This is a genomic window from Aeromonas sp. s4 (assembly GCF_040907855.1).
Classification (GTDB): Bacteria; Pseudomonadota; Gammaproteobacteria; order Enterobacterales; family Aeromonadaceae; genus Aeromonas; species Aeromonas caviae.
Genome location: NZ_JBFOCP010000030.1, coordinates 34,823 through 48,540 on the forward strand (window position 1 = coordinate 34,823; position 13,718 = coordinate 48,540).

Annotated in this window: 16 protein-coding genes; 3 read left to right on the forward strand and 13 right to left on the reverse strand. The window is 57.3% G+C overall.

The features are described 5' to 3' along the window. Positions 1 to 8: 8 nt before the first annotated feature. Positions 9 to 1,571, reverse strand: coding sequence for a murein biosynthesis integral membrane protein MurJ (gene murJ, locus AB5Y89_RS08810; protein ID WP_029313784.1), 1,563 nt, complete (start codon positions 1,569 to 1,571; stop codon positions 9 to 11). A 191-nt stretch (positions 1,572 to 1,762) separates the two neighbouring features. On the opposite strand from murJ, the gene rpsT reads away from it, so the two are divergent. After that, positions 1,763 to 2,026, forward strand: coding sequence for a 30S ribosomal protein S20 (gene rpsT, locus AB5Y89_RS08815; RefSeq protein ID WP_005308808.1), 264 nt, complete (start codon positions 1,763 to 1,765; stop codon positions 2,024 to 2,026). A 48-nt stretch (positions 2,027 to 2,074) separates the two neighbouring features. Here the strand turns inward: rpsT and AB5Y89_RS08820 are convergent, their stop codons facing one another. The 8 genes from AB5Y89_RS08820 to rppH form a co-directional block, all read right to left on the reverse strand. Then, positions 2,075 to 2,377, reverse strand: coding sequence for a metalloregulator ArsR/SmtB family transcription factor (locus tag AB5Y89_RS08820; RefSeq protein WP_042878863.1), 303 nt, complete (start codon positions 2,375 to 2,377; stop codon positions 2,075 to 2,077). Between the two features lie 48 nt (positions 2,378 to 2,425). After that, positions 2,426 to 3,358, reverse strand: coding sequence for a transcriptional activator NhaR (nhaR, locus tag AB5Y89_RS08825; protein WP_010673095.1), 933 nt, complete (start codon positions 3,356 to 3,358; stop codon positions 2,426 to 2,428). Continuing rightward, the gene (locus AB5Y89_RS08830; protein ID WP_175429470.1) at positions 3,345 to 3,725 is read right to left on the reverse strand and encodes a hypothetical protein; all 381 of its coding nucleotides are present in this window, start codon (positions 3,723 to 3,725) and stop codon (positions 3,345 to 3,347) included. The genes nhaR and AB5Y89_RS08830 overlap by 14 nt, the downstream gene beginning before the upstream one ends. Before the next feature lie 20 nt (positions 3,726 to 3,745). Next, positions 3,746 to 4,936 carry a Na+/H+ antiporter NhaA gene (gene nhaA, locus AB5Y89_RS08835; RefSeq protein WP_049636461.1) on the reverse strand — a complete coding sequence of 397 codons (1,191 nt, stop codon included), beginning with the start codon at positions 4,934 to 4,936 and terminating at the stop codon, positions 3,746 to 3,748. A 277-nt stretch (positions 4,937 to 5,213) separates the two neighbouring features. Beyond that, entirely contained in the window at positions 5,214 to 6,008 is a 795-nt protein-coding gene (gene thyA / locus AB5Y89_RS08840) for a thymidylate synthase (protein WP_039039983.1), read from the reverse strand. After that, positions 6,008 to 6,832, reverse strand: a complete 825-nt coding sequence (gene lgt, locus AB5Y89_RS08845) for a prolipoprotein diacylglyceryl transferase (protein WP_039039982.1) — start codon at positions 6,830 to 6,832, stop codon at positions 6,008 to 6,010. Before lgt ends, thyA begins: the two co-directional genes overlap by 1 nt. Positions 6,833 to 6,898: 66 nt before the next feature. Continuing rightward, positions 6,899 to 9,178, reverse strand: a complete 2,280-nt coding sequence (gene ptsP, locus AB5Y89_RS08850; RefSeq protein WP_010673090.1) for a phosphoenolpyruvate--protein phosphotransferase — start codon at positions 9,176 to 9,178, stop codon at positions 6,899 to 6,901. Between the two features lie 13 nt (positions 9,179 to 9,191). Continuing rightward, positions 9,192 to 9,719 carry an RNA pyrophosphohydrolase gene (gene rppH / locus AB5Y89_RS08855; RefSeq protein ID WP_010673089.1) on the reverse strand — a complete coding sequence of 176 codons (528 nt, stop codon included), beginning with the start codon at positions 9,717 to 9,719 and terminating at the stop codon, positions 9,192 to 9,194. Between the two features lie 731 nt (positions 9,720 to 10,450). Here rppH and mutH point away from each other — a divergent pair. Together mutH and AB5Y89_RS08865 are read left to right on the forward strand one after the other, a co-directional pair. Beyond that, positions 10,451 to 11,125, forward strand: a complete 675-nt coding sequence (gene mutH, locus AB5Y89_RS08860; RefSeq protein WP_368223560.1) for a DNA mismatch repair endonuclease MutH — start codon at positions 10,451 to 10,453, stop codon at positions 11,123 to 11,125. A gap of 83 nt (positions 11,126 to 11,208) precedes the next feature. Then, positions 11,209 to 11,538, forward strand: coding sequence for an isoamylase early set domain-containing protein (locus AB5Y89_RS08865; RefSeq protein WP_103260846.1), 330 nt, complete (start codon positions 11,209 to 11,211; stop codon positions 11,536 to 11,538). Between the two features lie 102 nt (positions 11,539 to 11,640). Here the strand turns inward: AB5Y89_RS08865 and rplS are convergent, their stop codons facing one another. From rplS to rpsP, 4 genes are read right to left on the reverse strand one after another with little or no spacing between them, the layout of a single operon-like run. Further along, positions 11,641 to 11,988, reverse strand: coding sequence for a 50S ribosomal protein L19 (gene rplS / locus AB5Y89_RS08870; RefSeq protein ID WP_005313505.1), 348 nt, complete (start codon positions 11,986 to 11,988; stop codon positions 11,641 to 11,643). 32 nt (positions 11,989 to 12,020) lie between these two features. Further along, on the reverse strand, positions 12,021 to 12,770 hold the full coding sequence (gene trmD / locus AB5Y89_RS08875) for a tRNA (guanosine(37)-N1)-methyltransferase TrmD (protein WP_010673086.1): 750 nt from the start codon (positions 12,768 to 12,770) through the stop codon (positions 12,021 to 12,023). A 34-nt stretch (positions 12,771 to 12,804) separates the two neighbouring features. Further along, a complete protein-coding gene (gene rimM, locus AB5Y89_RS08880) occupies positions 12,805 to 13,326 on the reverse strand; it encodes a ribosome maturation factor RimM (RefSeq protein ID WP_039039979.1) in 522 nt (173 codons plus the stop codon). Positions 13,327 to 13,350: 24 nt separating this feature from the next. Continuing rightward, positions 13,351 to 13,599, reverse strand: coding sequence for a 30S ribosomal protein S16 (gene rpsP / locus AB5Y89_RS08885; protein ID WP_010673084.1), 249 nt, complete (start codon positions 13,597 to 13,599; stop codon positions 13,351 to 13,353). Positions 13,600 to 13,718: the final 119 nt, after the last annotated feature.

Genomic DNA, 13,718 nt, shown 5'->3' on the forward strand with positions numbered 1-13,718 from the left:
CTGGCTCCTTATTGCTGACCGGCTCTCAGGTGCCGTGGCCGGATCCCCAATGCCAAGAGGACAATGCCATACAGCGCTCCGCCCAGGCAGAGCAGCAGGGTCAACTCCAGGCTGGCCTTGCCCATGCTCCAGGCCCCCCATTGGGCGAGATCCGGTGACAGATAGGCCAGAAGCCCCCCCATCAAGACCGTTGCCGCCAAGAGCTTGAGGCAGAACAGCCCGGTGTTGCGGGAAGGGCGATAAACATCCTGCTGATAGAGCCCCTTGAACAGCAGTACGGCGTTCAGGGTGCCGGAGCAGGCGGTGGCGAGAGCCAGCCCTACGTAGCCGAGCGGATAGATGAAGATGAGGTTGCACACCATGTTGGCAACCATGGCCATGATGCCGATACGCACCGGCGTCCTGGTATCCTGGCGGGCGTAATAACCGGGGGCCAGCACCTTGATGAGCATCAAGGAGAGCAGCCCCGTGGTGGAGGCCAGCAGGCTGGCACTCGACATGCTCACCTCGTGCAGACCAAACTCACCGCGCATGAAAAGCACCCGCAGTATGGGCTCGCGCAGCACGGCGATACCGACCATGGCTGGCAAGCCGAGCAGCATCACCATGCGTACTCCCCAATCCATGGTGCGAGAGAAATCCGCCGGATCCGCATCCACGTGTTTCCTGGCCAGGGCAGGCAGGATCACCGTGCTGATGGCCACCGCAAAGAGGCCGAGGGGGAACTCCAGCAACCTGTCAGAGTAGTAGAGATAGCTGATGGCGCCGGTGGCCAGAAACGAGGCCAGCATGGTGTTGATCAGCAGGTTGATCTGGCTGACCGACACGCCGAACAGGGCCGGGATCATCAGGGTACGGATCTTCACGACCCCGGGATGGTGCCAACCCCACTTGGGCCAGACCAGCATGTTGAGCTGGCGCAGAAAAGGATACTGGAACAAAAACTGGACCAGACCGCCGAGAAAGACACCGATCGCCAGGGAGATCTCGGGGCGCTCCATCAAGGGCGCGATCCACCAGGCCGCCGCAATCATGGTGATGTTGAGGAATACCGGCGTGAAGGAGGACACGGCAAAACGGCCAAAGGTATTGAGAATAGCCCCCGCCATGGCGGTGAAGGTGATGAACCAGAGGTAGGGGAAGGTGATCTTGAGCATCAGACTGGCCAGCTCGAACTTCTCCGCCGCCGGTCCGCCATGCAGCCAGTCCCAGAACCAGCCCCAGCCAAAGAGAGCCGTCAGGACACCGGAACCCAGCACCCCGAGCAGGGTGACCACGGTGACGATGCCACCCAGGGTGCCCGCCACCGCTGCCAGCAGCTCCCGAACCGCCTGCTCGTCACCATTTTTCTTGTACTCCGTCATCACGGGCACGAAGGCCTGGTTGAATGCCCCTTCGGCAAAGAGCCGGCGCAAGAAGTTGGGAATGCGATTGGCGAAGAAGAAGACGTCTGCGGCCACCCCGGCACCGAGCAAATTGGCGATGACCACATCGCGCACCAAGCCCATCACACGGGATGCCAGCGTCATTCCGGACACTATCATGCCGGATTTGATCAATTTCTTACTCAAGACGAGGCCTCTGGAACTGTCGGAAAGAAAAGAATGCTGTTAGAATCGGCCGACAGTTTAACCGTCTCCCATCTGACACACCACCGGGGGGCGGTGTTTATTTGCACAAATCATTTGACAATATGTGGTTGGGAAGGCATATTTCCGGGCCTTTTCAATACACTCGCTAAGACAGTTTTAGGAGTTTTACCTTGGCTAACATCAAATCTGCTAAGAAGCGTGCTCTTCAGTCAGAGAAACGTCGTCAGCACAACGCCAGCCGTCGTTCCATGACCCGTACCTACCTGAAGAAAGTGATCGCTGCCATCGCCTCTGGTGACAAGGCTGCTGCCACTGCCGCTTTCGCTGTTGCTCAGCCGATCATGGATCGTATGGCGACCAAAGGCCTGATCCACAAGAACAAAGCTGCTCGTCACAAGAGCCGCCTGTCTGCCCAGATCAAAGCCATGGCTTAATCAGCATCCGCTGATGAAAGCTGAAAAAACCGGCCTAGTGCCGGTTTTTTATTTGGGGTCGCTACAGTACAGTCTGTGCAACAATCCGATCATCTCGCGCACCTCATGGCTGCGCAGGGAGTAATAGACCGTCTGGGCTTCCTTCCTCGTCGCCACCAGCTCATCCCGGCGCAACACCGCCAGATGCTGCGACATGGCTGACTGGCTCAATCCCAAGACCTCGTTCAGCTCGCCGACCGACAGCTCCCTATCCAGTAACTGGCACAAGATAAACAGCCGTCGCTCATTGGCCAATGCCTTGAGCAGGGTGACGGCACGCCCGGCATTCGCTTCCATCTCTTCCAATCGCATCTCACCCTCCTCTTCCAAGACTGGCATCATAGCGCCGTCACCCTCGATTTAAAACGAGAGGCTTGCCGGCTGAATGGCCGTGAAATCCTCCTGCCCCGCAAAGAGGAAGGAGAAATCACTCTCGCATACCCGCTTGACCGCAGGATGCTGGATCATCCGCTCGGCAAAGATGACGTAATACTCCTCCATCAGATCCTGGGTTTCACCCAGCAGCATCACCTCCTCCCCCTCCAGGATCTCCTCCCGATAAATGGTCGGTGCCATGAAGATGCCCTGGTTGAAGAAGCCGAACGCCTTCATCAGCGCCGCATCGTCGAATTCTCCCAGAATGCTGGGGGAAATTCCCTGCTGCTCGAACCACTGGGTCAGTTGACGACCCATGGCGGTGCGACGGCCCGGGATGAGCAGCTTGCGCTCTTCCAGGCAGGCAGGGAAAGGCTGGGAGGGCAGAGGCGCCTTGCAGAAGAAACTGACGCCGCATCCCCCCAGACGCTTGGACAGCAACCCGGCATGCTGGCTGGAGTCCACCGGGCAATCAGAGAGGATCATGTCGAGCTTGTGCTCGCTCAACTGCTCCAGGAGAAGTTCATGGGTCGACTCGAAGCAGCGCAGGTGAATGGAACCATCATTGGGGATCACGGAGAGCAGCACCCGGCTGGCAAGACGCTTGGAGAGTGCATCGGCGATGCCGACGTCGAACAGGATCTGGCTCTCCTTGCGGTAGTTGACGATATCCAGCATCTCGTAGGAGAGGCTGAACATCTTGTCTGCATAGCGAAATACCAGTTGGCCAAGCTCGGTGGCCTCAAGGGAGCGCCCCTTTCTGATCAGCAACTTGCCGCCAAGACGCTGCTCAAGCAGCTTGATCTGACCGGTCACGGTCTGTGGGGTCAAAAAGAGGGCTTCCGCCGCCTGCGTGACGGAGCCCTTCTTCTGAGTCATCCAAAAATAGTAGAGATGGTTGTAGTTAAGGTGTGACATCCGATGGGGTTCCCGCGCCAGGCGGGCTCCGGTAGCAGCTGAGTTCAACCGCCAGAATGTCATACATGTCGCTGATCGAGTCAACCTTGTTCGCGTCGAACTGTGCCTGCAGATGGGCCTTGAGACGACCGGCATCCGGCATTCGCTCGGTGCAATAGCGCTTGTTGGACAGCTTGACTCGCTCGCCGGCACGACTGCTCAGTGCCCGTTCGGCGAAGGTCTCTCCGAACCGGGCTTTTACCTGAGAGTCTCCCAGCATGAGTGCGCTGTCGACCACCCCGTTGAGATAGGCAGAACAACTTGCCGAGGTGGCATCCCGCTGACAATCGGCCAGACTATCTGCCCAGAGTGCAGGGCTCGCCAGCATGACTAACCATCCTAGTTTTCTCATAACCCCTCCGTACTTTGATTCGCCTCCCGATTGGGCAGCGATATCCGCAGAGCGATGTAACCGATCACGGCCGCGAGTGTGGAACCTGCCAAGATCCCGAGGCGCGAGTAGCTGCCGTAGTCCAGTCCGCCATGCTCGAATGCCAGCGATGCGATAAACATCGACATGGTGAAGCCGATGCCACACAGGATGCTGACGGCAAAGATCTGTCTGAAGTTCACTCCTTGCGGCAATTGGGCAATGCCTGATTTCACTGCCAGCCAGCTGATGGTGAAAATCCCGAGCGGCTTGCCGACGAAGAGCCCCAGGATGATCCCCATGGGGAGCGGATTGAGCAGAGCCGAGAAGTAGACCCCCTCCAGCGATACCCCGGCGTTGGCGAAAGCGAACAGCGGCAGGATCAGGAAGGCGCTCCAGGGGTGCAGCACATGCTCCAGATGCTTGAGTGGCGATGCGTAACGCTTGCCGTTGAGGGGGATCATGAAGCCCACGATGACCCCCGCCAGGGTCGCATGGACACCGGACTTGAGCACGGCAACCCAGAGCACCAGGCCGACTAGCATATAGAGTCCAATCCTGTCCTCACCACGGCGATTCATCCAGAGCAAGGTCAGGGTGGCCACCACACCTATCGCCAGCGCAGTCAGCGACAGTTGCTGGGTGTAGAAGAGGGCAATGATGATGATGACCCCCAGATCGTCCATGATGGCCAGCGCCAGCAAGAAGACCTTGAGGCTGGTCGGTACCCGCTTGCCCAGCAGCGCCATGACCCCGAGAGCGAAGGCGATGTCGGTTGCGGCCGGAATCGCCCAGCCAGCACGGGTAGCCTCGTCTCCGTAGTTGAAGAAGCTATAGATGAGGGCCGGTGCCAACATCCCACCCACGGCGGCAATGGCCGGGAAGGTTGCCTGCACCCGGGAGGAAAGCGCCCCCTCCAGCATCTCTCGCTTCACCTCGAGACCCACCAGAAGGAAGAAGATCGCCATGAAGCCATCGTTGATCCAGAGCAGCAGCGGCTTGTTGATGTCGAGCGCCGCGATGCGAACCTGCACCTCGGTATTGAGGAAGCTCTGATAGTGTTGCGCCAGCGCCGAATTGGCCAGGCCGATGGCAAGCAGGGCGGCCAGGATCAGAATGATCCCGGAAGCAGACTCCAGTTTGAGAAAACGCTTGAATACATCGCTCATATCTAACTACCCATAAGATTCCATTTTTTCAGTCTAGGGCCCGAGTAGCTCAATGAAAAATCGTTTCTAACGGCCGATAACAACGAAAAAACCGAAAGCAAAACAGATAATGCCTGCTATAAGCCGGTTACTACCCTCTTTCAAGAGCCTTCTCTCCACCCGGAACATCGCATATAAATTCACATAAATGCAAAAGGCGCCCGCAGGCGCCTCTAACAGCTGAGTGTCAATTCATCGTCACCTGGGAGACGATACTCGCCCTAGGCTCATTACTTACTCAAATAGCGACAGGCGCCTTGATCCCAGGATGGGGATCATAGCCCTGGATCTCGAAATCCTCGAATCTGTAATCGAAGATGGAGTCAGGTTTGCGCTTGATCACCAGTTGCGGCAGGGGGCGCGGTTCACGGGTGAGTTGCAGTGCGGTCTGCTCCATGTGGTTGGAATAGAGGTGCACATCACCACCGGTCCAGACAAAGTCCCCCACTTCCAGATCGCACTGCTGCGCCATCATGTGGGTCAGCAGCGCATAGCTGGCAATGTTGAACGGCAGGCCAAGGAAAACATCACAACTGCGCTGGTAGAGCTGGCAGGAGAGCTTGCCATCCGCCACATAGAACTGGAAGAAGGCGTGGCAGGGTGCCAGCGCCATCTTGTCCAGCTCGCCCACGTTCCAGGCGGAGACGATGATGCGGCGGGAATCCGGGTTGTGCTTGATGTCGTCCACCGCCTTCTGGATCTGGTCGATGACAGACCCATCGGCCGCCGGCCAGGAGCGCCACTGGGCACCATAGACAGGCCCCAGATCACCGTGCTCGTCGGCCCACTCATCCCAGATGCTAACACCGTGCTCTTTCAGATAGGCGGTGTTGGTATCGCCGTTGAGGAACCAGAGCAGCTCGTGAATGATGGAGCGCAGGTGGCACTTCTTGGTGGTCACCAGCGGGAATCCTTCCGCCAGATTGAAGCGCATCTGATGACCGAACAGGGAGACGGTCCCGGTGCCGGTGCGATCGGATTTGACGGTCCCTTCATCCAGAATTTTCTGCATCAGGTCGAGATAGGCACGCATTACTTCGCCTCCTTGGGTGCATTGCCGAACAGGCGGGGCTGCTTGTAGGCGGCCCAGACCATGAGTGCACCCGCCACTATCATCGGGGTAGAGAGGATCTGGCCCATGCTGATCTCGTTGAAGTAGAGACCCAGCTGGCTGTCTGGTTGACGAACAAACTCCACCAGGAAGCGGAACAGGCCATAGAAGAGCAGGAACATCCCGGAAATGGCGCCACGGGGTGGGTGCTTGCGCCAGAACAGGTTCAGGATGATGAAGAGCACCACACCTTCCAGCGCGAACTGGTAAAGCTGGGACGGGTGACGCGGCTCGGGGCCAGCCTCGGGGAAGATGATTGCCCAGGGGACATCGGTCACCCGACCCCACAGCTCGCCGTTCATGAAGTTGCCGATGCGGCCAACACCGAGGCCAAACGGAATCAGCGGCGCCACGAAATCCGCCACGGTGAAGAAGTGGCGCTGGGTTTTGTGGGCAAACCAGATCATGGCGGTGATCACCCCGATGAGGCCACCGTGGAACGACATGCCACCGGTCCATATCTTGAACAGATAGGTCGGGTCGGCGAGGAAGAGATCGAAGTTGTAGAACAGCACATAGCCGATACGGCCACCCAGGATCACCCCAAGGAAGCCATAAAACAGCAGGTCGGATACCTCGTTGCGGGTCCAGCCGCTATTGGGTGCATCGGCGCGGCGACCTGCCAGCCACATGGCGAAGGCAAAACCGAACAGGTACATGAGACCATACCAGCGTACCGATAATGGTCCCAAACTGAATGCTACGGGATCAATCTGCGAGAAAACCCAATATCCGTCGTGCTGCATAGGCGGCCCCAATCATAAGAAAAGCCGCATTCTCCGATCATTCTTACGCAGTAACAAGGTGGAATATCAATCGGGCAGCCTGACCTTGTGCCCAGCCCGCAGCAATCCGCCCAGACCGTGCTCTTCCAGATATCGGGCAAACAGGCCCCGCAGCACGTGAGGATTGTCATGCTTGAGACCATCCGCCATCAGCGCCTTCAACTCGCCAAGGTCGGATTGCCGCAGCACGTATTTGATGCGGGAGATGTTGTGGGTATTCATGCTGAAACGGCGATAGCCCATGGCCAGCAGCAGCAGCACCCCGACCGGATCGCCAGCCAGCTCGCCACAAACAGAGACCGGCTTGTGATAGCGCTGGGAGGCATCGACCAGCAGTTGCAAAGCGCGGATCACCGCGGGATGGAAGGCATCGTAGATGCTGGCGACACGGGCATTGTTGCGATCCACCGCCAGCAGGTACTGGGTCAGGTCGTTGCTGCCCACCGACCAGAAGTCGATGAGCGGCGCCATCTCCGGCAGGATGTACAGCGCGGAGGGGACTTCGATCATCACCCCGAGACTGGGGTAGCGGATCACCGCATCGCGGCTGGCCGCTTCTTCCGACACCTCGCGCCACGCCTGATCCAGCAGACGACGGGAGGCCTTGATTTCACTGACGCTGCTGATCATCGGCAGCATGATGGCCAGATTGTCCAGCCCTTCGCTGGCCCGCAACATGGCCTTGAGCTGCACCAGGAAGAGTTCGGGGTGATCCAGGGTGAGCCGGATCCCCCGCCAACCAAGGAAGGGATTTTCCTCCACGATGGGGAAATAGGGCAGTTGCTTGTCCCCCCCCACGTCCAGAGTTCGCATGCAAACCGGGCGATCCCGATAGGTTTCTAGGATCCCGCGATAGCGGGCAGTCTGCTCCCACTCCGAAGGGAAGCTGTCCTGCAGCATGAAGGGGATCTCGGTGCGATAGAGCCCCACCCCATCCGCAAGATGATTGAGGGAAATCTCGGTATCCGCACTCAGCCCTGCGTTGAGCAGCAGGGAGACCTTGGTGCCGTCCGCGGTCTCGGAGGGCTGGTTGTCGACGCTGCGCACCAGGGTGTCGAGTGCCCGCTCCTCACTCAGCAGTTGACGGTACTCGGTCAGGATCACTTGGTTGGGTTCGATGAAGAGATCGCCGCTGTAGCCATCAATGACCAGAGTACGCCCGCCGATGTCACCGAGGGGCAGATCCACCCCCATGATAGCCGCCACCCCCATGGCACGGGCCAGGATGGCGGCATGGGAGTTTGTCCCGCCCTTGAGCGACACCACACCGCTCAGAAATTCCCTCGGGATCTCCGCAAGGATGGTGGCCGTTACTTCATCGGCGACCAGCACCACGGGTTCGCCGATGGTGAGCTGCTCGGGTTCGTCCTGCACCAGCCGGCTGATGAGCCGCTGGGCGATGTCTTTCACATCGGTGGAGCGTTCCCGCAGATAGGGATCCTTCATCCCCTTGAACTGCTCTATCAGCCGATCGCTGATGAGTTTGACCGCCGAGATCGCCGTCCAGTGTTCCTTGCTGACCTTGTTGCGGATGGGCTTGATGTAGCCGGGATCGTTCAACAAGTGCAGATAGATGTCGAAGATGGCGACCGAGTCCTGGCTGTAGCTCTCGCGAAAGCGCAGTGCCAGGCTCTCCAGATCATGGCGCACTTCCTCCACCGCCAGCTCGAGACGGGCAAGCTGCTTGGCATGATCCTCGTCCTTGCGCGGCGTGATGGTATTGAGCGCCTTGCGCGGACGCCACACCCAGGCCTTGGCGATGGCGATGCCACTCGCCCCGGCAATACCGCGCAGCGGCTTGCTCCAGTCGGTCTTCTGCAGCCACCCCTTGGCCTGGGCCTGGGCGATGCGGGCAGCCAGCTGAGCTGCCAAGGTGACCATGAAGGACTCTTCCCCCTCATCGAAGAGGCGGCTCTCCTTCTGCTGCACGACCAGAATCCCCACTACCTGACGCTGATGCATGATGGGAGCGCCGAGGAAGGAGCGAAACGCCTCTTCCGCCACATCGGGCAGGAACTTGAAACTGGGATGGGAGGGGGCATCGGCCAGGTTGATCAGCTCTTCACGCTGACCCACCAGACCGACGATACCCTGCTCGAACGGCAGGGTGGCCTTGCCCACGGCCGATTCGGCCAGACCATCGGTCGCAGCCAGTCGATAGCGGCGCATGTCGGGCTCGGCCACGTAGACGGAGCAGCAGTCCACCGTCATGGCGAGCCGGGTCTGGCTCACCAATGCTTGCAAGGCCTGTTCGAGGGTGTTGGCCTCGGCCATGCTTTCCACGATGCGTCTGAGTTCCGTCAGCAACTAGTTGTGCTCCTTAACGCGAGCGGTTGCGCCGCCCATCTTTTCGGTTAGCCTGCACCACGGGGACTGGCATGGCCAGCGGGGCAAACTCCTTCATCACCCGGCGGTAAACCTCCCGCTTGAAGGAGACGACCTGACGAACCGGGTACCAGAAGCTGACCCAACGCCAATCATCAAATTCCGGGTGACCATGACAGCCAAACTGGATCCTGGACTCTTTGCCAGGATCGAGCTGCAACAAAAACCATTTCTGCTTCTGGCCAATACAGACCGGTGAACTGTCCCAGCGGACGAGTCGTTTGGGTAAGCGATACTTCAGCCAGTTGCGACTGGTCGCCAGTATGGTCACATCGTCCTGCTTGAGGCCTATCTCCTCATACAGCTCACGATACATGGCCTGTTCCGGCGATTCACCATCATCAACCCCCCCCTGCGGAAACTGCCAGGAGTGCTGCCCATAGCGCTTAGCCCACAATACTTGTCCGTCACGGTTACAGATCACGATGCCGACATTGGGACGAAATCCGTCACCATCTATCACGTGATCACCTTATAAAGGCTGAATCTATAACGAGATTGTTCCACATTCACCCCGTGGCGGCAAACAGGGACTGTCATCTTCCATTCATGAATAACTTGGCATTTCAAGCAAAGTTATAAACAAATTGAAGGTTCATGCTAGGCAAGTTGCCCACCCAGACTGTGCATAAACCTGTGATCAAGCAGGTATATACAGTAGTTTTATACTGTGGCATTGCACGGAAGCATATCATACCCGATTCACTTAAAAACAAAATATACATTTAAATACATAAGGTTATAGTTTAATTGCTGGATCAAGATCCATGTCTTTTGCCTAAGAGGATCCAGCCTGTCAATTGTGAACAAGTTCGACTGCTCAAAGATCCACCAAGACGGATTTATCCACAGATATGGCGCATTATCTGCACCGAAATGGCGCTGAAAATCGGCGTACTCTCACATTTATTTCTGGTGCCACGCTTCCTTTCACCACTTTACGCCAGTTATCCAAGATTTCTGTGGATAACTGTGTGCAACAGCTCGCACAAACCCTTGGACAACTCGTTTATGCGGGGATCCGGCGGGCCAACATACTGGATAAATAAAGTAAAACCCTTTAAAATCATTTAGATATGTTGAATTCTGTCACCCATGTCTCCCTGTGTATAGTCGGGCGAGGATCGGTTATAAAATCAGCGATACCATGCAAGGATCCGTATTGCGATGTCTATTATCTCCAGAGGAGCCCTCATGCCCGCCAATCCCCAGTCAGAACAAGAGCTGCTCAGTCGAGCCTACGCCATGGCTGGCTTCACTCTGGCCCAGCTTGCCGCAACGGCGGGCATCCCCGTACCGCGGGATCTCAGGCGTGACAAGGGCTGGACAGGGCAGTTGATCGAGTGGCAGCTGGGGGCCAGTGCAGGTAGCCGTCCCGAGCAGGATTTTCCGGATCTCGGTATCGAGCTCAAGACGATCCCCGTCGATCCTCAAGGGCGCCCGCTGGAAACCACCTTTGTCTGCGTGGCCCCCCTCATCGGGGTCAGCGGCCAGCGCTGGGAGGAGTCGAACGTGCGCAACAAGCTGTCGCGGGTGCTCTGGATCCCAGTGGAAGGCAGCCGCGACATCCCTGTCGGCGACCGTCGCGTCGGCATGCCGCTGCTATGGAGCCCGAATGAAGAGGAAGAAGGACTGCTGCGCCAGGACTGGGAAGAGCTGATGGACATGATAGTGCTGGGGGAAGTGGAGCAGATCAGCGCCCGCCACGGCCAGGTATTGCAGCTGCGCCCCAAGGCGGCCAACAGCAAAGCGCTGACCCGCGCCATCGGCCGCAATGGCCAACTCATCATGACGCTACCACGGGGCTTCTACCTCAAGATCGAGTTCACCCATCAGCTCCTGCAGCGCCATTTTGCCCTCCCCCTTTGATCCTGCTTATCAACATCCTTGTCATAAAGTGATATAAAAATAACCAGCGCTATTTTCTTCGCAACCAGTGACAAGGAGTCCATATGCCGATCAACAAGCAATTCCTCAAATCGCGTCCCGAGGTCAAGGTGACCTTTGCCGTCGAAAAGGAGGCCGCCGGTGATGCCGAGCAGGTCTTGCTGCTGGGTGAATTCAGCCAGTGGCAGCCCATTGAACTGAAGAGGATGAAAAACGGGGAGTTCAAGGCGACACTCAACCTGCCGACCGATGGCCCCAGCCATTTCGAGTATTGCTATCAGCTAGTGCAACCCGATGGTGAAACCCTTTATGACAACGACTGGGAGGCGGACGACTACGTACCTGGCCCCTTCGGGCGTGATAACTCTGTGGTGCGGGTCAGCCAGCCCAGTTGAGCCAATACCCCGCACACGGATACAAAAAAGGCTCGCCATTGGCGAGCCTTTTCACTACCTGTCGAGCTTTTCGCCGACATACCGACACCAATTCGAATCGAATTAGTTGAGCTTCTCTTTGATACGAGCAGCTTTGCCGGACAGGTTGCGCAGGTAGTACAGTTTGGCGCGGCGAACATCACCACGACGCTTCAGTTCTACACTGTGGATCAGCGGAGAGTGAGTCTGGAATACACGCTCAACACCTTCGCCGTTGGAGATCTTGCGAACGGTGAAAGCAGAGTGCAGACCGCGGTTACGCTTGGCAATCACGATGCCTTCGAAAGCCTGCAGACGCTCTTTACCACCTTCTTTAACACGAACTTGAACACGTACGGTGTCGCCCTGGGCAAAAGCCGGGATGTCGGTACGCAGTTGCTCTTGTTCAAGCTGCTGAATAATCTTGCTCATTGTCTTTCCTTACCTAGGATAAACTGAAAACTCTACTTAACGCTGTCACGCACTTCGCGGACATACTCGGCAAGAAGTGATTCTTGCTCGTCAGTCAGAGCTAGGTTGTTAATAAGTTCCGGCCTTCTCTGCCAGGTTCGTCCGAGCGATTGCTTGAGTCGCCAGCGCCGAATCACTTCGTGATTGCCGCTTGTCAGCGCCTCGGGCACCGTCAGCCCATCCAACACCTCCGGCCGAGTATAGTGGGGATGATCCAGCAGCCCATCCGTGAAGGAGTCCTGCTCGGCACTGGCCTGATCACCCAAGACCCCCGGGACCAGACGCGAAACCGCATCGATCAGGGTCATGGCAGGCAACTCGCCACCACTTAACACGTAATCCCCGATAGACCACTCTTCGTCGACTTCGGTTTGTATCACGCGCTCATCGATACCTTCGTATCGACCGGCGACCAGAATCAGTTTCTGATTCGTCGCCAACTCGGTCACGCCCGCTTGAGTCAGCTTGCGTCCCTGAGGAGAGAGATAGATGACTTTCGCCCCGTCTCCCGCCGCTTGCTTGGCTGCATGAATGGCATCACGCAGCGGCTGAACCATCATCAACATGCCGGGCCCACCACCATAAGGACGATCATCGACCGTACGGTGTTTGTCGTGGGTGAAGTCCCGAGGGTTCCAGCACTCAATCTGCAGCAGGCCACTCTTGACGGCCCGACCCGTTACCCCGTGCTCGGTAATGGCTCGGAACATTTCCGGGAAGAGGCTAATGACCCCAATCCACATAAGAAACCTCCGGCACCCGTGTTAGCGCGGGAAACTAGAAACCAGGATCCCAATCAACTTCGATTGTTCGAGCAGTCAGATCAATATTCTTGATCACCTGCTCTTCCAGGAACGGTATCAACCGCTCCTTTGCACCAAAGGCATCTTTTACATTGGCCTCAACCACCAACACATCGTTGGAGCCGGTTTCCATCAATTCGGTCACCTTGCCCAGGTCGTATCCCTTGGTGGTTACCACGGTGCAACCAATGAGGTCACGCCAGTAGAACTCCCCTTCGGGCAACGCAGGCAACAGATCGGCGGGGACGCCAATCTCGACGTTGGTCAATGCCAGGGCATCCTCGCGCACATCGATACCATCGAGTTTGCAGATCAGACCCTTGTTGTGACGCTTCCAGGATGACACCCGGATTTCACGCCACGCCCCGTTCTGATTGATCAGCCAGGGGTTGTAATCGAAAATCGCTTCGGCAACATCGGTGAAGGAGTTCACTTTAAGCCAGCCCTTGATCCCGTAAACGGTCCCCAGGGTGCCCAGAACTACAGGTTTTTCCACCTTAACTCCCTACCGTTTGGCTGATTAAGCAGCTTTGGCAGCGTCTTTGATCAGCTTGGCAACGCGGTCAGAAACAGCGGCACCAGTAGCAACCCAATGCTCGATACGAGCCAGGTCCAGGTTCAGCTTTTCAGCGTTACCAGCAGCAACCGGGTTGAAGAAACCGACGCGCTCGATGAAACGACCGTCACGGGCGTTACGGCTGTCAGCAACTACTACCTGGTAGAACGGACGCTTTTTCGCGCCACCACGTTGTAAACGAATGGTTACCATATCGTCCTCATAAACATCTAATGAACAAGGCCTGCAAATACGCAGACCCTAGCTTAAAATAAGCCGCGTAATTCTACTTGGATTCGTAATAATTGCAACCAAGCCAGCTATTTTTTGCG